Annotated in this window: 21 protein-coding genes; 12 read left to right on the top strand and 9 right to left on the bottom strand. The window is 37.8% G+C overall.

All coding sequences use genetic code 11. The features are described from left to right. Window positions 1-35 precede the first annotated feature (35 nt). Complete coding sequence (locus B091_RS0101970; RefSeq protein WP_018108329.1) at window positions 36-1,256, bottom strand: S-adenosylmethionine:tRNA ribosyltransferase-isomerase; 1,221 nt, start codon at window positions 1,254-1,256, stop codon at window positions 36-38. Window positions 1,257-1,348: 92 nt separating this feature from the next. Between B091_RS0101970 and B091_RS0101965 the strand changes: the two genes are divergently transcribed. Beyond that, window positions 1,349-2,404 (top strand): DUF2027 domain-containing protein, encoded by a 1,056-nt coding sequence (locus B091_RS0101965; RefSeq protein ID WP_018108328.1) that lies wholly within the window; start codon window positions 1,349-1,351, stop codon window positions 2,402-2,404. 104 nt (window positions 2,405-2,508) lie between these two features. Here the strand turns inward: B091_RS0101965 and B091_RS0101960 are convergent, their stop codons facing one another. The 3 genes from B091_RS0101960 to hemW form a co-directional block, all read right to left on the bottom strand. Then, entirely contained in the window at window positions 2,509-3,111 is a 603-nt protein-coding gene (locus B091_RS0101960) for a LysO family transporter (protein ID WP_025069390.1), read from the bottom strand. A 3-nt stretch (window positions 3,112-3,114) separates the two neighbouring features. Beyond that, window positions 3,115-3,411 (bottom strand): LysO family transporter, encoded by a 297-nt coding sequence (locus B091_RS0101955; RefSeq protein WP_018108326.1) that lies wholly within the window; start codon window positions 3,409-3,411, stop codon window positions 3,115-3,117. Between the two features lie 128 nt (window positions 3,412-3,539). Beyond that, the gene (gene hemW, locus B091_RS0101950) at window positions 3,540-4,670 is read right to left on the bottom strand and encodes a radical SAM family heme chaperone HemW (protein WP_018108325.1); all 1,131 of its coding nucleotides are present in this window, start codon (window positions 4,668-4,670) and stop codon (window positions 3,540-3,542) included. Window positions 4,671-4,944: 274 nt separating this feature from the next. On the opposite strand from hemW, the gene B091_RS0101945 reads away from it, so the two are divergent. The 3 genes from B091_RS0101945 to rprY all read left to right on the top strand — a co-directional run bounded on the left by B091_RS0101945 (window position 4,945) and on the right by rprY (window position 9,621). Further along, window positions 4,945-7,101, top strand: a complete 2,157-nt coding sequence (locus B091_RS0101945; RefSeq protein ID WP_018108324.1) for an elongation factor G — start codon at window positions 4,945-4,947, stop codon at window positions 7,099-7,101. 265 nt (window positions 7,102-7,366) lie between these two features. After that, complete coding sequence (locus B091_RS0101940) at window positions 7,367-8,914, top strand: sensor histidine kinase (protein ID WP_018108323.1); 1,548 nt, start codon at window positions 7,367-7,369, stop codon at window positions 8,912-8,914. Window positions 8,915-8,919: 5 nt separating this feature from the next. Further along, window positions 8,920-9,621, top strand: a complete 702-nt coding sequence (gene rprY / locus B091_RS0101935) for a response regulator transcription factor RprY (protein WP_018108322.1) — start codon at window positions 8,920-8,922, stop codon at window positions 9,619-9,621. Window positions 9,622-9,804: 183 nt separating this feature from the next. Here rprY and B091_RS12730 read toward each other — a convergent pair whose 3' ends face one another. After that, window positions 9,805-9,981: a hypothetical protein gene (locus tag B091_RS12730; RefSeq protein ID WP_018108321.1), complete on the bottom strand. Its 177-nt coding sequence runs from the start codon at window positions 9,979-9,981 to the stop codon at window positions 9,805-9,807. Between the two features lie 143 nt (window positions 9,982-10,124). Then, window positions 10,125-10,583 carry a MarR family winged helix-turn-helix transcriptional regulator gene (locus tag B091_RS0101925; RefSeq protein WP_018108320.1) on the bottom strand — a complete coding sequence of 153 codons (459 nt, stop codon included), beginning with the start codon at window positions 10,581-10,583 and terminating at the stop codon, window positions 10,125-10,127. Between the two features lie 166 nt (window positions 10,584-10,749). Here B091_RS0101925 and rpsF point away from each other — a divergent pair, with 166 nt between their 5' ends. Genes rpsF through rplI form a run of 3 tightly spaced genes read left to right on the top strand, consistent with a single transcriptional unit; the run spans window position 10,750 to window position 11,834 of the window. After that, window positions 10,750-11,097: a 30S ribosomal protein S6 gene (gene rpsF, locus B091_RS0101920; RefSeq protein ID WP_018108319.1), complete on the top strand. Its 348-nt coding sequence runs from the start codon at window positions 10,750-10,752 to the stop codon at window positions 11,095-11,097. Window positions 11,098-11,099: 2 nt separating this feature from the next. Next, window positions 11,100-11,372: a 30S ribosomal protein S18 gene (rpsR, locus tag B091_RS0101915; RefSeq protein WP_018108318.1), complete on the top strand. Its 273-nt coding sequence runs from the start codon at window positions 11,100-11,102 to the stop codon at window positions 11,370-11,372. Window positions 11,373-11,387: 15 nt separating this feature from the next. Continuing rightward, on the top strand, window positions 11,388-11,834 hold the full coding sequence (gene rplI / locus B091_RS0101910) for a 50S ribosomal protein L9 (RefSeq protein ID WP_018108317.1): 447 nt from the start codon (window positions 11,388-11,390) through the stop codon (window positions 11,832-11,834). Between the two features lie 163 nt (window positions 11,835-11,997). Here the strand turns inward: rplI and B091_RS0101905 are convergent, their stop codons facing one another. Further along, window positions 11,998-13,662, bottom strand: a complete 1,665-nt coding sequence (locus B091_RS0101905; protein WP_018108316.1) for a long-chain fatty acid--CoA ligase — start codon at window positions 13,660-13,662, stop codon at window positions 11,998-12,000. Between the two features lie 138 nt (window positions 13,663-13,800). Here B091_RS0101905 and mtaB point away from each other — a divergent pair, with 138 nt between their 5' ends. Genes mtaB through B091_RS0101885 form a run of 4 tightly spaced genes read left to right on the top strand, consistent with a single transcriptional unit; the run spans window position 13,801 to window position 17,578 of the window. Then, window positions 13,801-15,114, top strand: coding sequence for a tRNA (N(6)-L-threonylcarbamoyladenosine(37)-C(2))-methylthiotransferase MtaB (gene mtaB / locus B091_RS0101900; protein WP_018108315.1), 1,314 nt, complete (start codon window positions 13,801-13,803; stop codon window positions 15,112-15,114). 6 nt (window positions 15,115-15,120) lie between these two features. Next, window positions 15,121-16,014: a lysophospholipid acyltransferase family protein gene (locus B091_RS0101895; protein WP_018108314.1), complete on the top strand. Its 894-nt coding sequence runs from the start codon at window positions 15,121-15,123 to the stop codon at window positions 16,012-16,014. Next, a complete protein-coding gene (locus tag B091_RS0101890) occupies window positions 16,007-17,032 on the top strand; it encodes a glycosyltransferase family 2 protein (protein WP_018108313.1) in 1,026 nt (341 codons plus the stop codon). The genes B091_RS0101895 and B091_RS0101890 overlap by 8 nt, the downstream gene beginning before the upstream one ends. A gap of 6 nt (window positions 17,033-17,038) precedes the next feature. Next, window positions 17,039-17,578 (top strand): methylglyoxal synthase, encoded by a 540-nt coding sequence (locus tag B091_RS0101885; RefSeq protein ID WP_018108312.1) that lies wholly within the window; start codon window positions 17,039-17,041, stop codon window positions 17,576-17,578. An 83-nt stretch (window positions 17,579-17,661) separates the two neighbouring features. Here B091_RS0101885 and B091_RS0101880 read toward each other — a convergent pair whose 3' ends face one another. Both B091_RS0101880 and aroC read right to left on the bottom strand, forming a co-directional pair. Continuing rightward, complete coding sequence (locus B091_RS0101880; protein ID WP_018108311.1) at window positions 17,662-19,026, bottom strand: dipeptidase; 1,365 nt, start codon at window positions 19,024-19,026, stop codon at window positions 17,662-17,664. Further along, window positions 19,023-20,099, bottom strand: coding sequence for a chorismate synthase (aroC, locus tag B091_RS0101875; protein WP_018108310.1), 1,077 nt, complete (start codon window positions 20,097-20,099; stop codon window positions 19,023-19,025). Before aroC ends, B091_RS0101880 begins: the two co-directional genes overlap by 4 nt. A gap of 213 nt (window positions 20,100-20,312) precedes the next feature. Between aroC and B091_RS0101870 the strand changes: the two genes are divergently transcribed. After that, complete coding sequence (locus B091_RS0101870) at window positions 20,313-21,845, top strand: PCMD domain-containing protein (protein WP_018108309.1); 1,533 nt, start codon at window positions 20,313-20,315, stop codon at window positions 21,843-21,845. The last annotated feature ends 235 nt before the right edge of the window (window positions 21,846-22,080 follow it).

Raw genomic sequence — 22,080 nt, 5'->3', positions numbered from 1 at the left:
TACTGACAAATATATTGAGTAAGTTTTAAAGCTTTCTATGGAATAAGTAGTGAAGAATCACCATAGCTCAGGAATCTGAAGTCGTGTGCTAGCGCATAATCATAAATGGTCTCCCAATTGCCATCAACAAAAGCCGATACCAAAAGTAACAGGGTGCTTTGTGGTTGATGGAAATTAGTAATCATCGCCTTTACTACTTGATATTTGTAGCCAGGTGCTATAATTATTTGTGTGCTTCCGTGGAGGATATCTAGTTGATGCTGATCCATAAACTTTAGTATTGCTTTTAGAGCATCTACAGAGCTGATTTCCACCTCTGATTCATAGGGTTGCCATTGCGAGACATGAAGTTCTTCTTCGGTAAGATTTGGATTACCCACCAGAGCGACGCCCATTTGGTATAGGCTTTCTAGCGTTCTCACTGAAGTGGTACCAACAGCAATTACTTTGCTTCCATGATTTATTATGTTTTCGATTGTAGCACGGTTGACAGAGATATGCTCCGTGTGCATGTCGTGATCAATAATCTCGTCGCTTTTGACAGGCCTGAAGGTTCCCGCCCCTACGTGGAGGGTAACTTCATCAAGTGCCACTTGTTTTGCTCTTAGTTGGTCTAAAACAGCTGGGGTAAAGTGTAATCCGGCTGTTGGGGCAGCCACTGATCCTTTAATTTTAGAATATACCGTTTGGTAGGTGCTCTTATCTCCCTCTTCTGTATCTCTATTGAGATAGGGAGGAATTGGGAGCTCTCCAAAGTAATCCAAAATATCAGCAAATGTTACAGAACTATCGTTCCAGCTAAACTCAACCACATGACTTGTGCCTACGACTTCTCCTCTTAGAGCGGTAAGCTCAATGGCTTTATCACCTATTGTAATGGTGCGAGTAAGGGGACCTGATTTCCATCTCTTCGAGTTGCCCAGCATGCAAAGCCAAGCACAGCGCGAGGTTTGTTGGAAACTTAGGTTATAATCACTCGGCATATAGGGTTCTAAGCAAAACACTTCGATAACTGCACCAGTATCTTTCTTGAAGTGTAATCTAGCCTGAATAACACGTGTGTTATTGAATATTACCAAATCACCAGCAGAGAGATAAGACCCGATATTCTCAAACTGATCTTCTTCTATAATACCTTTGTTGTAAACCAGTAATTTGGATTGATCTCTACTCTTTAATGGATATTTCGCTATCCTTTCCTGAGGAAGAGGGTAGTTGAAATCTTTTATTTTGATGTGCTTTGGACTTTCTTTCATTATCTTACTATCTAAATGCTCAAAAGTAGCGATATTTGTTGAACTAATGAATAATTAGTATTATTGGATTAATCATTTTAAATATAATAAAGATGAATATAGGAGATAAAGTTCGCTTTCTAAATGATGTAGGAGGTGGAGTGATTTCGGGATTTCAAGGAAGAGATACCGTGTTAGTTCAAGATGAAGATGGCTTTGATATCCCTGTATTGCGATCGGAATGTGTGATCGTATCTACTGACAGTTATAACACTGTACTTACACCGCAAGAGGTACAAAAAGAACAGGCTACAACGGGTAGCAATAGAGAAGAGGCTATAAAGTCGGCAATTCAAGAGACAAAAGAGGGAGAAACTCTGAATGTTTATTTGGCATTTATACCACAAGATATCAAGAATATTTCTACCACGTCATTTGATACTTACTTAGTTAACGATAGTAACTACTTTTTATACTACTCTTATGCTAATGTAACTTCTAACGGGCAACTTTCTGTTCGTTCACACGATTTGGTTGCGCCCAATACAAAACTCTATGTTGAGACCTTTACCAAGTCGGTGCTCAATGAGCTTGAGAAAATTCGTGTACAGCTTATTGCTTTTAAGTACGATCGTGATTATCAGCCCAAAGCACCGATTGATGTTGAGTTGAAAATTGATATGGTTAAGTTCTATAAGCTTCACAGCTTTAAGGATACTCCTTACTTTGAGGATTATGCACTTCTGCAAGAAATTGTGGTTCGTGACCATGCAGCGAAAGCTGTGCTTGTTGATCCTAAGGTTTTGGAGGAAAGCTTGTTTACCAAGCCCGAATTTCAGCGTGTCAAGTCCGAACCTATTCGTAAAAAAACTCGTCAGGATAAAAATGCTGTAATTGAGGTTGACCTGCATATTGATGAGTTGCTAGACTCTACCCTTGGTTTAGACAATAAAGATATACTGATGCATCAGCTAGAGGAGTTTCGCAGAATTATGAACGAAAATCTATCGCACAAGAACCAAAAAATTGTTTTCATTCACGGAAAGGGTGAGGGCGTTTTGCGTAAAGCTCTGCTTCATGAACTTAAACAAAGTTATAAATCATGTACTTATCAAGATGCTTCTTTTCAGGAGTATGGTTTTGGTGCGACGATGATTACGATTCACTAAACGATATAAGTAGCAATATACCATTTGTATTAAAGAACAAAAGAAGCGATTCAATAAAGATTTTGAATCGCTTCTTTTTATATTACTAATTAATTGGATGTTTATCAGATTGAGCAGAGGAAAGTTACCAAGAACACAATGCTCATATCTAGAAATAAACCGTGAAAGATACACAGTACGGTATATTCTTTACCGATGGTGTTGGTTATACTTGGCAAGGTTGTATCTAGTGTTGTTGCACCACCTACCGAAATAGGTGCAAACGTACCAAAATATTTATAGAACAGCGGTGCTCCAACAAGAGCTACAATCTCACGAATAATATTCGATAGTAAGGCAATGGTTGCAAGATCTGCACCCTTTTTCTCACCAATCAAAACACTTGATAGCGAGTAATAGCCGAAGCCTGAACCCACAGCCATACACTCTGAAACTGAATGGTCACTTACTAGAAGTCCTACAACTGCTGTACCCACAAGGGTCCCCATGATGGTCATTAGAGGTAGTAATAAAAGTCTTGGATTTAAACTTCTCAGGCTACGTAATATCTTTGGGTCACTACTGATTGTAATCCCTATGAAGAACATCAGGGCGCATAGTGCGTATAAACTTATATTATGATCAAGAATGAAATCGGGTGTTAAGCCTTTCATTGCTAAAAAGGTCCCCAATATGAAGAACACGATAATAATTAAACTCCCTTTCATCTCTTAATTCTGATTTCTTTTACTTAGAAGATGCCATAGCATCCATGAAAAAAAGATACTCCCTACAACTGCTCCAATCGTAATGAGAAGAGCTTCCAAACCAATTGTTGGTAATTTAGCTACCACAGCTTCATCTGTACCAACTTTTACGCCCAAGCAAAATAGTAGAATCCAGATTAAAACTGTAATTATTTTTCCAATTTTATTTAGATTTCTCCCCCTGACTAGGGTACCTACTACTAAGCCAAAAACGAGCGAACCAAGAATGGCCAAAATGATCATTATTTCTCCCTTAGACATAGCTATTTTAAATTTTGTGCAAAGATAGCTATTTTATTGGCTCCAAAAAAAGTTCAAAAGGTTAGTTTTTATATTTAACTATACTTGCCCAATGGTGCATTTATATATGTTAATACATAGGTAGTTAGCTATTCGATGTAGAGCAGATCGCTCATGATGCCGTCGGATATGAATATACCGCTTTTAGTAAGTTTTAAATTGTTATCTACGAGCTCTAAATTCCCATCTTTTAGATGTTTTTTAGCCATGTTTAGTGCATAATCGTAATAGGTCATTCCGTATCTTTTTTGTAACATGTCAAGACTAAGCCCCCGCATTGTACGAAGTGAGGTTATGATATAGTCGTTGTATTGGGTTGATATGTCAAGATATTCAACCTCGTTGGAATACTTGTTTTTATTGATGGAGTTGATGTATTTTCTGAGTGAACTCTCGTTATAGCAGCGATTTAAGCCATTATAAGAGTGAGCCGATGGGCCGCAGCCAAGATACTTATCTCCTGTCCAATACGAGGTGTTATGTTGTGCTATTTTACCAGGTTTAGCGAAGTTTGAGATCTCGTAATGTATAAAGCCGTTTTCTGTAAGAATATTTATTAAATTAGTAAAAGATTGTAAGCTGAAATCTTCGTCCACTTCTTGGATGAAACCTTGAGTTAGTTTTTTATGCATAACGGTCCCCTTTTCGTATATTAAATGGTAGGCTGAGATGTGCTGAATGTCCAAATCTATAGCTTGTTGTATATCTCTTCTCCAGTTTTCCATCGTTTCATCGGGAAGACCATACATTAAGTCTATACTTATGTTGTCAAAACCACACCTTTTTGCATCTAAAACAGCTCTAATTGCCTGTTCGGAAGTATGTCTTCTGTTTAGTTTTTTTAACATTGAGGGTTGGAACGTTTGAATTCCTATACTAAGTCGATTAATAGGTAGGCTTTTTAGCGCCTCTAGATAGTCTAGGCTGAGATCGTCGGGGTTGGCCTCCATTGTTATTTCGGTCGCACCAGCAATATCGTAGTGCTGCGCTATCGTGTCGAAAAGTTGTTTCAGTTCATTATAGGTCAGCTGTGAGGGGGTTCCTCCTCCCAGATATATAGTACGAATGGGTTCACTATCCAAATAGTCTTTCCGTAGGATTAACTCTTGGCAAACGGCATCTATATAAGGTGTTGACAGACTTGATTCTGTGGTGGAGTAGAAATCGCAATAACTACATCTAGTTTTGCAAAAGGGAATATGAATATAAATTCCAGCCATATTATAAACTAATTAAAAGGAGCTAGTCGTTGCCACCATCTGACCTACTGGCAACACCTAAACGACTTACTCGCTTGGGCGAAACAATTGGCTTCTGTGGATAGATAAACTAGTACCTTAGGGTTTGAATTTCAAAGATAAGTATAATCAGACTTAATACATGTTGCATAACAGAATTTGAAAATTGTTTACTATTTATAATATTTTTAAGTTGCAATAACCCTCGGGATAATTGAAAAACAATATCTCAGTTTAAATCTAAACTTTAACCGCTATGAAAACTTATCGAACAGATGAAATTAAGAACATCGCCCTTATGGGCAGCTCTAGGTCTGGTAAAACTACGCTAATTGAAGCGATGCTCTATGAGAGTGGGCTAATTAAACGGCGTGGTAGCATAGATGAACAAAACACCAGTAGTGATTATTTCCCAGTCGAAAAAGATTATGGTTATTCCGTTTTTACCTCTGTCTTTGGGATCGAGTGGAACAACAAAAAACTTAATGTTATTGATTGTCCTGGTGCCGATGATTTTATAGGAGGCGTTGTTACTGCCTTAAATGTTACTGATACAGCTATTCTGTTGATTAACGGGCAATATGGAGTAGAAGTAGGTACTCAAAACCACTTCCGATATACCGAAAAACTTCGTAAGCCAACAATATTCTTGATTAATCAGCTTGATAATGAAAAATGTGATTACGATCAGGTTTTAGAACAGCTTCGAGAATCTTATGGAAGTAATGTTGTGCCTATTCAATATCCTTTGGAGACGGGTCCTAATTTTAACTCTCTCATTGATGTGCTTCTAATGAAGAAGTATTCTTGGGGTCCTGATGGAGGAACTCCTACGATTGAGGAAATCCCAGCAGATCAACTACCAAAAGCTCAAGAGATGAATAAGACTCTAATTGAGGCTGCTGCCGAGAATGATGAAGACTTGATGGATCAATACTTTGATAAAGGAGTATTGACAGAGGATGAGATGCGCGAAGGTATCCGTCGTGGTTTAGTGGAGCGTGGAATCTTTCCTGTGTTTTGTGTGTGTGCTCAGAAAGATATGGGAGTAAGACGTCTGATGGAGTTCTTAACCAATGTTGTCCCCTTTGTTGCCGAAATGCCCGATGTTATAACCACAGATGGTAAAGAGGTTGAGCATGATCCTAAAGGACCTTTGTCTCTCTATTTTTTTAAGACCAGTGTAGAGCCTCATATCGGAGAGGTTTCATTCTTTAAGGTGATGAGTGGAACTGTTCACGAAGGTGATGAGTTGACTAACAGTCGAAATGCCTCAAAAGAACGAATGGCTCAGCTTTATGTTGTAAATGGTAGCGAACGTACCAAAGTCGACTATCTTGAGGCTGGAGATATTGGTGCTACAGTGAAGCTAAAAGGGGTTCAACTGGGCGACACCCTCAATAACAAGAATTGCGATTATAAGTTTGATTTCATAAAATATCCAAGTCCACGATATTCTCGTGCAATAAAGGCGGTTAATGAGGGCGACACCGAAAAAATGATGGAGTCTTTATATCGTATGGAGGAAGAGGATCCTACTTGGCAAATTACCCAGTCGGTAGAATTGGGACAAATTATAGTGCAAGGTCAGGGTGAATTTCATTTACGTACCCTTAAATGGCGTCTTGAAAACAACGATAAAATTGAGGTTGAGTTTTTAGTGCCTCGCATACCATACCGTGAGACTATAACAAAAATGGCAAAAGCCACCTATCGCCATAAAAAACAATCGGGTGGGGCAGGTCAGTTTGGGGAGGTTTCCTTGATTGTAGAGCCCTATACGGGGGATGATAAAATTCCTGAGCTTTACAAAATTGATGGCCAAGAGATAAAAATAACCGTTCGTGGTGTCGAAGAGGTTAATTTAGATTGGGGTGGTAAATTAGTAATTGTTAATAGCATTGTTGGTGGTGCTATTGATACGCGCTTTATTCCAGCTATCCAAAAAGGAATTATGGAACGTATGGTCAGAGGACCTCTTACTGGTTCTTATGCACGGGATGTGAGAGTAATCGTCTATGACGGAAAGATGCATGCTGTTGACTCCAATGAGGTGTCATTTATGTTGGCTGGACGAAATGCTTTTAGCGAAGCTTTTAAAGCATCAGCTCCAAAAATATTAGAACCTATTTACAATGTTGAGGTTTTTGTTCCTGCTGATTATATGGGCGATGTGATGGGTGATCTGCAAGGTCGCCGAGGAGTAATTATGGGGCTTAGTAGTGAAAAGGGTTATGAAAAAATTCAAGCTCGAATTCCGTTAAAAGAGTTATCGTCTTACTCCACAGCACTCAGTTCACTAACGGGAGGAAGGGCTTCATTCATCATGAAACTCGATAAATACGAGCTTTTACCCACAGATATTCAAGATAAATTGATTGCTGAATTCGAATCTAAGCAGTCAAAAGAGTAAGTATATTCCATTAAATAGTTAAAATAGCTCGAATTGTTAATGCTCAATTCGAGCTATTTTATTATATTGTACCCATAATAAGAATATAGTACTAGTAGATTTAAGTTAATTTTTTGCTAGTTTTGTAAACTAAATATTATTTTATATTGTTATAGTCAATAGAATAAATGAAATGATCGTTTATCGTTATTTGATTTTAAGGAATTCAAAATAAGGAGTAATGATAATCAGAACTGTTAATTAGGCTATGTTAATTTAGAGATTTATGAAGAAATCAACAATCTTGATTTTAGGTTTCATTATGGGGCTGTCTTTTCTAAGCTTGATCTATATGCAAGTACGCTATATAGAAGAGATGGTAAGGATGCGTAACGAGCAGTTTGATGAGTCGGTAAAACGTAGTTTGTACCGAGTTTCTAAACATGCCGAACTTGTTGAAACCGAAAGATGGTTGATGAAGGATATCTCTGAGTCTGAAAGAAGGGCTTATGCCGAATCTCCAGCTCGAAGCAGCAATATAACCAAACAGTCACAGCGCATGCCAATGTCGAATAAAAACAAAGGTTCTTATTCGAGCTATGAGCTACAATCGATGATGCAACGAGATAGTGACCAGGTAAATTTGAGCATTCCCAAGAAAACGAATGTAAAAACAATACCTCAAACCTCACGTTCACTCTCGGAAATTGTAACGAATAGATATATTTATCAGCGCTCTTTGGTTGACGAGGTAATCTGGCAGATGCTGTATATGGCAAGCGAAAAGAGTATCTCTGAGCGACAAGACTTTAGAGAGTTAGATAATTATCTTAAGGCTGAGCTGATAAATAACGGAATAACACTTCTTTATCACTTTCAAGTTTTAGACAGGAGTGGTAATGAGATTTATCGATGCTCAGACTATGAAGAAAAAGGTAACGAGAGTTCGTACACTCAACCCTTGTTCCCTAATGATCCTTCGAATCGGATGACTTTTATTAAAGTTCATTTCCCTGCAAAGAGAGATTATATCTACGATTCGATTGATTTTGTAGTGCCGTCGACTGTCTTTACGTTGGTCCTGTTGATAACTTTTATTCTGACCATTATAATAATCTTTCGTCAGAAGAAACTTACGGAGATGAAGAACGATTTTGTCAATAATATGACTCATGAGTTTAAGACTCCTATATCGACCATTTCATTGGCAGCACAGATGCTCAAAGACCCTTCAATTGCCAAATCACCCACCATGTTTAGTCATATATCGGGTGTGATTAACGACGAGACAAAGCGACTCCGATTCCAAGTAGAAAAGGTATTGCAGATGTCGATGTTTGATAAGCAGAAGGCGATATTAAAAATGAAAGAGCTCGATGCCAACGAAATGATTGCTGGTGTGATTCATACCTTCACCATTAAGGTGCAACAAAACAACGGGCGTATTGAGTCTTATCTTGAAGCTGAAAATGCTTCAGTTTTTGTGGATGAAATGCATATCACTAACGTTATCTTCAATCTGATGGATAATGCTGTGAAGTATAAAAAGCCCGATGAAGAGTTAGTCTTGACGGTTCGTACATGGAATGCTTCAGACAAGCTCATGATATCTATCGAAGATAATGGTATAGGTATCAAACGTGAAAATCTTAAGAAAGTCTTTGAGAAGTTCTATCGCGTGCATACAGGTAATCTGCACGATGTTAAAGGCTTCGGTTTAGGACTGGCTTATGTAAAGAAAATAATTGAAGATCACCACGGCACAATAAAAGCAGAAAGTGATCTTAATGTGGGAACTAAATTTATTATTGCATTACCTTACATTAAAAAATAATTGATATGGACGAGAAACTGCGTATTTTATTATGTGAAGATGATGAGAATCTTGGTATGTTGCTAAGAGAGTATTTACAAGCTAAAGGCTATTCTTCTGATCTTTATCCCGATGGTGAAGAAGGTTATAAAGCTTTCTTGAAAAACAAATACGACTTATGTATTTTCGACGTGATGATGCCTAAAAAAGACGGATTCACTTTAGCACAAGAAATTCGTGCAATTAATGCCGAAATTCCAATCATATTCCTAACCGCTAAGACACTCAAAGAAGATATTTTAGATGGTTTTAAAGTGGGTGCTGATGATTATATTACCAAACCTTTTAGTATGGAAGAGCTTACATTTAGAATTGAAGCTATCCTTAGAAGAGTTAGAGGTAAGAAAAACAAGGAGAAAAGTATTTACCAAATCGGTAAGTTTACCTTTGATACTCAAAAGCAACTTTTGATTATGGGTGACGATCAAACTAAACTAACAACGAAAGAATCGGAGTTACTAAGTTTGCTTTGTGCTCATGCAAATGAGATCCTTCAAAGAGACTTTGCCTTAAAAACAATTTGGATTGACGATAACTATTTTAATGCTCGTAGTATGGACGTGTATATCACGAAACTACGTAAGCACTTAAAACCAGACTCAAATGTTGAAATTATTAATATCCACGGTAAAGGTTATAAGTTGATTACTCCAGCTGAAGAAAACTAAGTTGTAGTTGACTACAAATAAGAAACGGGGATGCACCATCAAGGTGTATCCCCGTTTCTTATGCTTATAAGTTAAGAGACTTATTAAGTTTCATTATAGAGTATAAAAACAAAACCATATTCTATCAAGAGGATTAGTCAGGATAGAATATGGTTTGTTATGTCTATTTGCTATACTCTAAAATCAGTCAGAGATTCTTTTGTTTATTGCAATATATGCAATGAAGCCTCCAACGATTAAGACTATTGATGTTCCTAATAGTGTGTTATTGTCTAGATTCTTTGTTACTGCACAACCAATTAAAATGGCAGCTCCTGCAAGAATTATAAGTAATCCTAAGTTTTTTAATAAGCCTTTCATCTGTGTGTAATTTATAATAGATTTATATTCTGTATATTCTGATTAGACAAATTAAAGCATTATTATCTAATTCAGAAAATTATTAGCTATAAAACAGTGGCAAAAACCAAGAATGGCAAGTTCAGTATTTTATCTAGCGATTATCACAGGTCGTTACGGCCTGTTGTGTTTCTGAATATTTGCTTCATTACCTCTTGGCAAATCATGAGGTCGTCGCTATTTACTCCTTTTAATGCTTCGGTTAAAGTCTCTTCGGTTATTTTACGAATTGGAACTTCCAAATCTCTTCCTGTTTTAGTTAGATAGATAAGATTGGTTCGTCGATCTTTCTTCTGAGAGATTCGAACTACCAAGTGCTGTTCTTCCATGCTGTCAAGAAGGCGAGTCATACTGGGTTTATCCTTAAAAGTAGCATCGCATAAGTCCTGTTGCTTAACGCCATCTTTTTCCCAAAGATAAATAAGTATTGTCCACCCATCGGGAGTGATGGGTATTCCATTTTTAGTGAAGTTCTTTTGCAGCTGTTGATATATAGCGGCAGAAACCTTACCATTTAGCGTGGCAAAAATAAGCCGAATGTCGAATTGAAATTTATTGATCATCCTAAATTTATCTTTTACAACAAGTTTACACAAAGATAATTCTCTTCTAGCTAAAAGCCACTTAAAGATGGTAGAAAAATTTAATATCTTTTTGCTGCTCCGAAAATAATAATTATCTTTGCACCGCAATTAAAGGTTTTTTATTAAACTAAATTTTTAAATAAGTATGAATCAATACGAAACCGTTTTCATTTTAACTCCCGTTTTATCTGATGTACAGATGAAGGAAGCGGTAGAGAAATTCAAAGATGTACTTCAGGCTGAAGGTGCTGAAATCATCAATGAAGAGAATTGGGGCCTAAAAAAATTGGCTTACCCTATCCAAAAGAAGTCAACTGGATTTTACCAGTTACTAGAGTTCGACGCAGATCCAGCTGTAATTTCAAAATTGGAAGTAGCTTTCCGTAGAGATGAGCGCGTAATCCGTTTCTTGACTTTCAAGAAGGATAAACATGCTGCTGAATATGCTGCTAAAAGAAGAAACATCAAATCATCTAAAAAGGAGGGCAATTAATCATGGCACAAAAGAATCAATCTGAAATCAGATATCTAACTCCACCTTCGGTAGACGTAAAAAAGAAAAAATACTGTCGTTTCAAAAAAAGCGGTATTAAGTACATCGACTACAAAGATCCAGAGTTCTTAAAGAAATTTTTAAACGAGCAAGGTAAAATTCTTCCTCGTCGTATTACTGGTACTTCTTTGAAGTTCCAACGTAGAATTGCACAAGCAGTTAAGAGAGCGCGTCACTTAGCGTTACTCCCATACGTAACTGACATGATGAAATAATAAAGGAGGGAAAGTATGCAAGTAATTTTAAAAGAAGACGTAAACAATTTAGGATATAAAGGTGACATCGTTGATGTTAAACCTGGTTACGCACGTAACTTTTTAATCCCTACAGGTCAAGCTATTATCGCTTCTCCTGCAGCTAAAAAAATGTTAGCAGAAGATCTTAGACAACGTGCTCACAAACTAGCTCAAATTAAAGCTGACGCTGAAGAAGCTGCTAAAGCTCTTGAAGGTGTTACTTTAACAATTGCTACTAAAGTAAGTGCTACAGGTACTATTTTCGGTTCTGTAACTAACATCCAAATCGCTGAAGAACTAGAAAAACTAGGTCACAAAGTAGATAGAAAAACTATCGTTGTAAGCAGCGTTAAAGAAATAGGTAACTATATTGCTACAGTTAAACTACACAAAGAAGTTTCAGTTGAAATTCCTTTCGCTGTTGTTGCTGAAGAAGCATAAGTTAAGCTTATCGAAATATTAAAAAGATCGAATCCTTAGGGGTTCGATCTTTTTTTGTTCCTAATTAATTATAACAGCTTAGTTCTGAACTTTTGCTATATAATAAGAGCGATAGCCTAATGGGTTATCGCTCTTATTTATATTATTATAAACCTTGAGGGGTTTAGATATTATCGTACAAGTATCTTTTGATACTCCTCTTGGGTGTTTTCTCAAATTCTGTTGGGTAGAGTTGGATTTGACTCACGCGTTCGTAATTGGCTACTATGGCATTGAGGTTTTTGAGGTTCTCATCCATAATAGTCTTTAAGCTCGATTCTTTGTCGAGTCCTAAAGACTCTAGTGCTTCATGATCAGCATAAACTAGTGCTACAAGTTTATTGTTTCTTTCCACTACAATGCTCTCTACTACGAAAGGCATATTATTAAGTCGAGTTTCGATCTCTTCGGGGAAGATATTTTGACCACTTGAGCTTAAAATCATAGTTTTACTTCGTCCACGGATGAAAATATTATTGTTCTCATCAATTGTACCTAAGTCTCCTGTTTTAAGCCAGCCATCTTCCGAGAAGACTTCGCTTGTAGCTTCAGGGTTTTTGTAATAGCCTGTCATTACGTTTTCACCACGCACTTGAATCTCTCCAAGTAAGTCGGTGGGTTTCTCCTTATAGATACGAGCTTCCATGATGTCCAAGATCTTTCCTGATGATCCAGGAATGAATTCGTCCCAAGCAGAGTAACTAATTAGTGGCCCGCATTCGGTCATACCGTAACCAATTGTAAACGGGAACTTGATCTTATAGAAAAAAGCCTCCACTTCGGGGTTCATCGCAGCACCACCAATAATAATCTCTTTAAATCTACCGCCCAGGGCATCAATAAGTTTCTTGCGGATTTGTGCATAGATTTGACTGTCTAATACAGGAATGCTCAATGCCCATTTCATTCCTCTTTTATTAAGTAGAGGTTGGATTACATTGGAGTATATCTTTTCGATAACCAATGGTACAGTAATGATAATGCTTGGTTTGACCTCCTCAAAAGCCTTTGTTATGATTTTGGGTGAGGGTACCTTACCTAGAAGGGTTACAAATGTTCCTACGGCTGTAGCTGTTAGAAAGTCGAATGCACAGCCATAGGCATGTGCTAAGGGTAAGAATGAAAGTACGCGATCTCCCTTCTTGAGTAGCTCTGTACGGATTCCAAATGTAACGTTGCCCGCCAAGTTATTTCCCGTAAGCATAACACCTTTGCTAAACCCTGTGGTTCCAGAGGTATAGTTGAGTAACATAACTTTCTCATTGGATAGATCGGTATATATTATATCATTGGCTGAAAATCCATTGGGGTAGGTTCGTTCGAATGTCTCATTCATGTTTACCATGAACTTATCAACAGTCTCTCCGTCACGTTGACTAAGGCATCTAAAATCTGTCAAAGAGAATACTCCTCGCAGGTTGCCCAGTTTATCTTCCTCTAATGTTTCCCAGATCGAATCGCTTGTAAATAGAAAAGTTGCCTCCGAGTGGCTAACAATATGGTGCACATCGTTAGGGCTAAAGTCTTGTAAAATAGGAACTATTATTCCGCCATAAGTGATGGTTGCCATATAGGCTATACACCAATGGGTATTGTTTTTACCAATTAAAGCTATCTTGTCGCCTCTACGAAGCTTACAGTGTTCAAATAAGAGGTGAAGCTTAGCAATTTCCTTTGCCACTTCACCATAAGTAAAACTTATGTCTGTCCCATAGTCGGCATAACAAGGTAAATCCCAGTTATCTCTAAAACTATGCTCATATAACTTTATAAAGTTTTCTTTAATCATTGCACGTTATGAGTTGTTTTGTGCAAAAGTAGGAATAATATAATTAGTTTATAGCTTTTAATATTAACAACTAATTGGTATAACATATTTTAAGTATAATAATATGTAACTTTGTGACAAACTCACTTAAGATAAAAAATGATTGATCAGTCAATTTTTCAAAATAAAAAGGCGGCCTACTTTACGTTAGGCTGCAAGCTTAACTTTTCTGAAACCTCGACTTTTGGTAAGATATTAAGAGAACAAGGGGTGCGTACTGCACGTAAAAATGAGATTGCCGATATCTGTCTTATTAATACTTGCTCTGTAACCGAGGTAGCCGATAAGAAATGTCGTCAAGCTATAAAGCGGATGTCTAAAGATCATCCTGGAGCTTTTATCGTGGTTACAGGCTGTTATGCACAGCTTAAGCCAGAAGAAATTGCCCAAATCCCTGGAGTTGACTTAGTCTTAGGTTCTGAGCAGAAGAAAGACTTCGTTGAGTTTTTAGGTAACTTAGAAAAGAAAGATAAGGCGCAAGCATTTACTACCAAGCTTAAAGATATTAAGACCTTTGTGCCCTCTTGTTCTCGAGGGGATCGTACGCGTTATTTTCTTAAAGTCCAAGACGGTTGCGACTATATGTGTACCTATTGTACAATACCCTTTGCTCGTGGATTTAGCCGAAACGGTTCGATTGAGTCGATTGTTAAGCAAGCCGAGCAAGCCGCTCAAGAGGGGGGTAAAGAAATCGTGTTGACTGGAGTTAATATTGGCGATTTTGGACGTACTACGGGTGAAAGCTTTTTTGACTTAGTCAAAGCTTTGGACGAGGTCGAAGGAATTGAACGTTTTCGTATCTCGTCTATCGAACCTAATCTACTGACTGATGAGATTATTGCTTTTGTAGCGCAATCTAAGAGGTTTATGCCTCATTTTCATATTCCTCTTCAATCAGGAAGTGATGAGGTGTTAAAGCTTATGCACCGCCGTTACGACACAGCATTGTTTGCTCATAAGGTGGAGCAAATCAAAAAACTTATTCCTCACGCCTTCATTGGTGTAGACGTCATTGTTGGTACACGTGGTGAAACAGACGATTATTTTGACAGGGCATTTGACTTTATAGCTTCTCTAGATATTTCTCAGCTCCATGTTTTTAGTTATTCAGAACGTCCAGGAACTATGGCTCTAAAAATAGAGCATGAGGTGTCTCCACAGCAGAAGCACGAGCGAAGTCAGCGTTTACTCTCGCTTTCTGATGCCAAAACTAATGCATTCTATGCTAAGTTTATCGGCCAACAAATGCCTATATTGGTTGAAAAGTCGCACGACAGTGAAGTAATGCACGGCTATACACCCAATTATATTCGTGTTGAGATTCCTACTAGCACTGATCTAGATAATGAAATTTTGGAAGTAAAACTTTCTAATTTCAACGAGTCGAATACGGCTTTGCTAGGTGAATTCTAAATTAAGATGAAAGATAAAATAATATACGGTTTAATATATAGCTTCTTCTGGTTGGTTGCTAGCTTGCCTTTTAGAGTACTCTACCTAATATCCGACTTGTTGGCATTATTGCTTTACTATGTTGTGGGCTATCGTCGAAAGGTGGTGCGTACAAATTTGGTAAACTCATTTCCTGAGAAGGATCTTTCTGAGATAATTACGATAGAAAAGAAGTTTTATCGCTATATCTCCGACTACTTTTTGGAGGAGATTAAAACCATGCGTATCTCGCACGAACAATTGCTTAAAAGAATGGAGTACCACAATCAGAAAGTATTTCTTGATAGTATTGAGAAATATGGAGGTGTTATTTTGTTAATCCCTCATTATGCAAACTTTGAATGGATTATTGGCATGGGAGCCATTATGAAGGATGAAGACCTTCCTATTCAGATATATAAGCCGCTAAGCAATAAATATTTTGATAAGCTGTTTCGTCATATACGTTCTCGCTTTGGTGGAGTCAATGTACCCAAGCACTCAACAGTTCGAGAGATTGTTCGGCTTCGCAGAGATGGTATAAAAATGGCTATTGGCCTTATCGCTGATCAAAATCCAAATAGTAGCGAGGCACGACACTGGACGACATTCTTAAATCAGGATACTGTATTTATGGATGGGGGAGAACGTATTGCTAAAATGCTTAACTTCCCTGTAATCTATTGTGATCTTGAGCGTATCAAGCGTGGTTATTGTAAGATGACATTTCAGCTAGTTACAGACGATCCTAAAAATACTGCTGAGGGTGAAATTACCGAAAGCTTTGCTCGTCGTATAGAAAAGACAATCTATCGTGATCCTGCCTTTTGGTTTTGGTCACATAAGCGTTGGAAGCATAAAAGAGAACAAACAAATGGATAAGGTTGCTATAGTTATTCTTAACTGGAATGGAGTGGCAATGCTCCGAGAGTTCCTTCCTACTGTTCTTGCTTGTTCGAATACAGAATTCTCTACCTCTATTTATTTGGCTGACAATGGTTCTTCTGATGACTCTATTGCCGTTACCCAAACTGAATTCCCTGCAGTTAAGCTGATTGATTTGGGTGAGAACTATGGTTTTGCAGAAGGCTATAACCGAGCAATAAGTCTAATCGATGCAGAATATATAGTGCTTCTTAATTCTGATGTCGAGGTTACTTCCCGTTGGCTTGAGCCTATGGTCGAATTTATGGATACTAATCCTAGCGTGGGTGCTTGTCAACCCAAAATTCGCGATTGGAAGAATAAAGAATACTTTGAATATGCTGGTGCTAGTGGCGGCTTTATTGACAAATTTGGTTATCCCTTCTGTCGTGGACGAATTCAAAATACTTTAGAACAAGATCATGGGCAATACGATGATGTAGCACCTGTATTTTGGGCGAGTGGGGCAGCACTGTTTATTCGTAAGCAAGTTTATCAGTTGGTTGGGGGATTAGATGCTCGCTTCTTTGCCCACATGGAGGAAATTGACCTTTGTTGGCGCTTGGGTAGTAGAGGCTATGACTTGGTTGTGATTCCTCAAAGTGTGGTTTACCATGTTGGAGGCGCTACCTTAAACAAAGCTAATCCTCGAAAAACCTTCCTAAACTTTAGAAATAATCTGTTGATGCTGTATAAGAATGTTCCCGATCAAGCATTACGTAAGACTCTCCGAGCAAGATTACTACTTGACAATCTTGCTGCTCTATTTTTTCTGCTCCGTGGTGAACTGGGGAATGCTAAAGCAGTTCTTCGAGCTCGTAAAGAATTTAGTATCCTTAAAAAAGACTTTCATGCCGACCGTTTGGATAATCTAAAGCATACTTCACCCAATCTTAATGGAATATATCCTCGTTCTCTCATTTTTGATTATTATATTAGAGGCATAAAGAAGTATTCTTTATTGAAACTGAAATAACTAATTATGAAGAAACGAAAATTTGTAAGAAAGATAGGGCTTGTTGCCCACGATGCTATGAAAAAAGATCTTATCGAATGGGTACTTTGGAACTCTGAGATCTTGATGGGACATAAGTTCTTTTGTACAGGGACCACTGGTACATTGATTAAACAAGCTTTAAATAATAAACATCCCGAAGAAGAGTGGGATATAACAATTCTAAAATCTGGTCCTTTGGGTGGTGATCAACAAATAGGATCAAGAATTGTAGATGGTGAGATTGACTACTTATTCTTTTTTACCGATCCAATGACTTTGCAACCTCACGATACTGATGTTAAAGCATTAACTCGTTTAGCTAGTGTTGAGAACATCGTTTTCTGTTGTAACCGTTCTACTGCCGATCATATCATTAGTAGTCCATTGTTCGAGGATGAAGAGTATGTCCCTTCACGCCCTGATTACACCTCATATGCTAAGCGTTTTGAAGATAAAAATTTAGTAAGTGAGGCTGTTGAAGCAGCTCGTAAAAAAGAAAAAGAAGGTTATCAGCATTACAAGTAATGCTACTGATCAAATTATAGATATATAAAACCCCGCTAAAGATTAATCCTTAGCGGGGTTTTGTTTGTTTTTGAGTGAGTGCATTACAGCTTTGCAAACTCATTGTGGAATTCAGCTACAGCTTCAATTCCTTTTCTGAACATCTCAAGAGGGAAGTTCTCATTTGGAGAGTGGATTGCATTACTTTCAAGGCCAAAGCCCATTAATATTGTCTTTACCCCCAGCACTTCTTCGAAGGTTGAGATGATGGGGATACTTCCTCCACGTCTTACTGGTAGTGGCTTCTTACCAAAAGCTTTCTCGAATCCACGTTCTGCTGCTAGGTAGGCTGGTAGGTCGATTGGGCAACCATAACCTTGCCCACCATGAGTTGTATGTACCTTAACTTTTACATATTTGGGGGCTATCTTTTGGATATGCTCTTCAAACAGTCGAGAGATTACTCTATAGTCTTGATTTGGTACTAATCTGGTTGACACCTTAGCATAAGCCTTTGAAGGGAGAACTGTTTTTGATCCTTCACCTGTGTAACCACCCCAGATACCGCAAACGTCAAAAGAAGGACGACAGCTATTTCGCTCAATCGTATTATATCCTTTTTCGCCAAATAACTCCTCTACATCAATTGCAGCCTTATATTTTTTTTCGTCAAAAGGAATCTGAGCTATCATCTCGCGCTCTTTTGCAGGAATGTCTAGCACACCATCATAGAAGCTAGGAATGGTGATTCGACCATCTTCGTCGACCATTTGATCGATTAGGCTACAAAGCACATTGATAGGGTTGGCTACCGCTCCACCAAAATGTCCCGAGTGTAGATCTCTGTTAGGTCCCGTTACTTCCAAGTCCCAATATGCTAAACCTCTAAGGCCAGTAGTTAGTGAGGGTAAATCGGCACTTAGCATGCTAGTGTCCGAAACTAAAATGATATCCGACTTGAGTAATTCTTTATGCTCTTTGCAGAAGTCTTCTAAGCTTGGTGAGCCAATCTCTTCTTCACCCTCAAGTATAAACTTTACGTTATTCTTTAGGAGGTTGTTTTTAACTAAATACTCAAATGCCTTGGCTTGGATAAACGATTGACCTTTATCATCGTCAGCACCTCTAGCCCAAATATGTCCGTCACGGATTTCTGGTTCGAATGGATCGCTTTTCCATAATTCAAAAGGTTCGGCAGGCATAACGTCGTAATGCCCGTAAACTAAAACCGTTTTGGCTTTAGGATTGACCATCTTTTCGGCATAGACTATTGGGTTACCTGCTGATGGCATAATATCCACCTTATCAACTCCTGCTTGAAGTAGAAGCTTTTTCCACTTCTCAGCGCAGGCAATCATGTCTTGATGATGTTCGGGCTTGGCACTAATACTTGGAATACGAATTAGGCTAAATAATTCTTCGAGCATTCGCTCTTCGTTCTCTTTGATATAGTTTTTTATATTGCTCATAGATGTGTGGTTTTATTGATTAAGTAAAAGTCTAAAATGGTTAGTGCAGCCATAGCTTCTACAATAGGTACTGCACGAGGTAAAACACAAGAGTCGTGTCGACCTCTAGCTTTAAAGAGTGTATCTTCTCCTTCAACAGTAACGGTCTGTTGTTCCATAAGTACTGTTGCAACTGGTTTGAATGCAACTTTGAAGTAGATATCTTGTCCGTTACTAATTCCTCCTTGGATACCTCCAGAGTTATTTGTTCTCAAGTCTATCTCTCCGTCGTTATTATAGAAAACGTCGTTTTGCTCCTTACCTGTCTGGTGAAAATTATTGAAACCTTGACCGTATTCAAAACCTTTAACGGCATTGATGGTGAGCATCGCATTGCCAAGTGCTGCATGTAGTTTACCAAAAACGGGTTGACCTAGTCCGATGGGGGTACCTTTAATTACGCAAGATACTGTTCCACCAATGGTATTACCTTCTCCTTTGATTTTGTAGATGAGTTCATCCATTTCGGCAGCCTTAATAGGGTCAGGGCAACGAACATCATTTTTCTCAATTTCAGCAAAGTCGTACGCTTTGTAATTTTCTTCTAGTTTGATGGTCCCAACCTGAGAGGTGTAGGCTGTTATGTCTATGTTTAATTTTTTGAGTGCTAATTTGGCGAGTGAACCTGCAACTACTCTGGCTACAGTTTCTCTAGCCGAAGATCTCCCTCCTCCTTGATGTTCTCTTATTCCATACTTGTTGTGGTAGGTAAAATCAGCATGCGAGGGGCGGAATACATCTTTAAGATTATTATAGTCGTTGGAATGATGGTTCGTGTTCCATACCACAAAGCCGATGGGGCAGCCTGTTGACACTCCTTCGAAGATTCCCGAAAGGAATTCCACTTTATCTGGCTCTTTACGAGCAGTTGTTAGTTTCGATTGTCCAGGTTTTCTGCGATCCAACTCTTTTTGAACGAAGTCTTCGTCAATGGTTATTCCTGCAGGAAAACCATCAATAACTCCGCCTATTCCTTTACCATGTGACTCACCAAAACAGGTCAGTCTCAAAATATTGCCAAAAGTATTAAACATATTGCGGGGGATTTATGTTATTTATAAGTGTGCTATTACAAATATAACAAAATATCTGAGTAAATGTCAGAGCTGAAATTATCATTCCTAATTGTTTGTAGTCAATTATTAATAATAGGATATACTTTGTTACATTTCAATCTTGATATATTGGTCTATATTTAAGTATCTTTGTAGATTAATTAAATTTTAATTGTAAACTAAATAATAATAATGAAAAAGAATCTATTTGCATTTATTGCTGTACTAGGCCTAGTTGGGCTGTTTTCAGCTTGTAGTAGTGATGATAAGAATGATCCAGCACCACCAACCCCAGGTGCTACTCAATTTGATGGTTTTTATGCGGGTGATCTTAACATCACTCTAGAAGAGATTCTACTAGGTAAATTTCCTGATTATATTGAGATCGTTAAACAGAGTAATGATAGAGCTACGCTTCAGTTGAAGAATTTTACATTTGGCAATAAAAACCTAGGAGATATCATTGTTCCAGATGTAGTGGTTACACATAAAGATGGTACATACACATTAAGTGGGCAAGCTGATATAAAGCTTGAAGTAGGTGAGTGTAAAGTTGATGTAAATGCTACTGTCATTGATGATAAGCTTGATGCTAAAATTGATGTGGTTGCCACTACGCCAGCAGGTAAAGATGAGCCTTCTACAGTGATGAACATTCTTGTAAAGTTTGAGGGTAAACGTACCGATAAAGTTTTAAGCCGAGAGGCTAAACTTTTAACTTTTGGTTTGAAAGATCTTGAAACTACTTCTGTTATTGAAGATGATAAAGTAACTCTTACAGTTCAAAAAGCTGATGCTGATAAAATCTCTAAGGCCATGGCTGTAGCTACTATCTCTGATAAAGCAACAATAAGCCCAGCCCTTGATGTGGAACAAGATTTTACTGAACCTGTAGAGTATACTGTAACTGCTGAAGATGGTGTTTCTAAGACTATTTATACTGTGACTACAGAAGTTAATATTCCTGTTGGATCTGTTCTCAGCTTTGACCTAGGTACAGCTGTTGAAAGTGATCATGGTCTAGATCCGAAGGTTCACCCAGCAGCTCTAGCAGCGCTTCCTATAGCTATCCCTCCTTATATTTGGGCTTCGAGTGATGAAGGAGTGGTCTTAGGTATAGCTTTTGGCATGATGGACAGATTTGGGGTTACGCATATAAAGAATGATGAAGAGTTTGGTGGTCCAGTATTTAGCCTTGAAACTCAGATGCGTATCGGAGAGTTGTCTATAGTACCTGTGATTACATCAGGCTCTCTATTTTTGGGTGCTTTTAATATGGATTGGGATAACAACTTAAAAAGTACGAAGTTTGGTGTTTCAATTGATAAGAAACCCATTGTGATTTCAGGTCTAGTTGGCTATAAATCAGGTCAAGAGTATTATAGATGTCCTGATGTCTCTAAACCAGGTACAGCTGAGCTTGTGGAAGATTTTAAAGATGCAGGACTTATCTCTGCTGTTGTCTATGAAGTAGCAGATACGGATGAAACCTTGGATGGTACCAATCTTTATACCTCGGATAAAATAATTGGTATTGGTAAACTTACTTTTGAAGATGGATTTAAAGATGATTTTGAAATTGAGATTAAATATACCAAGCAATTTGATTCAACTAAAAAATATAAGCTTGCTCTAGTTCTTTCAGCAAGTAAAGATGGAGACAAGTTTAGTGGTGCTGGTGGTAGCGTACTAAAAGTATCTAAACTAGAAGTTGGTTTCGAATAGTCTATGACTTAAAAATATTTCTCTTTCTTTATTTAAAATCCTCGTTAGCAAGAATTCTTGCTAACGAGGATTTTTTTGTAGAGGCTTCGTTTATTCTATCGTATTATAAGTGTAATAGCCTATTTGTCAAACTAATGTCTTAATGAATGGATAATAGTCTATTATTAATTATAGAATCTAAGATACATGGTTTAAGTCTTTTTGACTGGTCTAATGTTAAGTATATTTACTTATT

The organism is Bacteroides propionicifaciens DSM 19291 = JCM 14649 (genome assembly GCF_000375405.1).
Classification (GTDB): Bacteria; Bacteroidota; Bacteroidia; order Bacteroidales; family Bacteroidaceae; genus Bacteroides_E; species Bacteroides_E propionicifaciens.
The sequence above is the reverse complement of the archived record's forward strand: the minus strand, read 5'-3'. Positions and strand labels throughout refer to the sequence as shown.

Bases quoted from the DNA above. Each gene is read 5' to 3' on its own strand.
- B091_RS0101880 (WP_018108311.1), bottom strand. From the start codon at position 19,026: ATGAGCAATATAAAAAACTATATCAAAGAGAACGAAGAGCGAATGCTC.
- B091_RS0101970 (WP_018108329.1), bottom strand. From the start codon at position 1,256: ATGAAAGAAAGTCCAAAGCACATCAAAATAAAAGATTTCAACTACCCT.
- B091_RS0101905 (WP_018108316.1), bottom strand. From the start codon at position 13,662: ATGATTAAAGAAAACTTTATAAAGTTATATGAGCATAGTTTTAGAGAT.
- rpsR (WP_018108318.1), top strand. From the start codon at position 11,100: ATGGCACAAAAGAATCAATCTGAAATCAGATATCTAACTCCACCTTCG.
- B091_RS0101955 (WP_018108326.1), bottom strand. From the start codon at position 3,411: ATGTCTAAGGGAGAAATAATGATCATTTTGGCCATTCTTGGTTCGCTC.
- rplI (WP_018108317.1), top strand. From the start codon at position 11,388: ATGCAAGTAATTTTAAAAGAAGACGTAAACAATTTAGGATATAAAGGT.
- aroC (WP_018108310.1), bottom strand. From the start codon at position 20,099: ATGTTTAATACTTTTGGCAATATTTTGAGACTGACCTGTTTTGGTGAG.
- rprY (WP_018108322.1), top strand. From the start codon at position 8,920: ATGGACGAGAAACTGCGTATTTTATTATGTGAAGATGATGAGAATCTT.
- B091_RS0101940 (WP_018108323.1), top strand. From the start codon at position 7,367: ATGAAGAAATCAACAATCTTGATTTTAGGTTTCATTATGGGGCTGTCT.
- B091_RS0101960 (WP_025069390.1), bottom strand. From the start codon at position 3,111: ATGAAAGGGAGTTTAATTATTATCGTGTTCTTCATATTGGGGACCTTT.
- rpsF (WP_018108319.1), top strand. From the start codon at position 10,750: ATGAATCAATACGAAACCGTTTTCATTTTAACTCCCGTTTTATCTGAT.
- B091_RS0101925 (WP_018108320.1), bottom strand. From the start codon at position 10,583: ATGATCAATAAATTTCAATTCGACATTCGGCTTATTTTTGCCACGCTA.
- B091_RS0101890 (WP_018108313.1), top strand. From the start codon at position 16,007: ATGGATAAGGTTGCTATAGTTATTCTTAACTGGAATGGAGTGGCAATG.
- B091_RS0101885 (WP_018108312.1), top strand. From the start codon at position 17,039: ATGAAGAAACGAAAATTTGTAAGAAAGATAGGGCTTGTTGCCCACGAT.
- B091_RS0101895 (WP_018108314.1), top strand. From the start codon at position 15,121: ATGAAAGATAAAATAATATACGGTTTAATATATAGCTTCTTCTGGTTG.
- B091_RS0101945 (WP_018108324.1), top strand. From the start codon at position 4,945: ATGAAAACTTATCGAACAGATGAAATTAAGAACATCGCCCTTATGGGC.
- B091_RS0101870 (WP_018108309.1), top strand. From the start codon at position 20,313: ATGAAAAAGAATCTATTTGCATTTATTGCTGTACTAGGCCTAGTTGGG.
- mtaB (WP_018108315.1), top strand. From the start codon at position 13,801: ATGATTGATCAGTCAATTTTTCAAAATAAAAAGGCGGCCTACTTTACG.
- B091_RS12730 (WP_018108321.1), bottom strand. From the start codon at position 9,981: ATGAAAGGCTTATTAAAAAACTTAGGATTACTTATAATTCTTGCAGGA.
- hemW (WP_018108325.1), bottom strand. From the start codon at position 4,670: ATGGCTGGAATTTATATTCATATTCCCTTTTGCAAAACTAGATGTAGT.
- B091_RS0101965 (WP_018108328.1), top strand. From the start codon at position 1,349: ATGAATATAGGAGATAAAGTTCGCTTTCTAAATGATGTAGGAGGTGGA.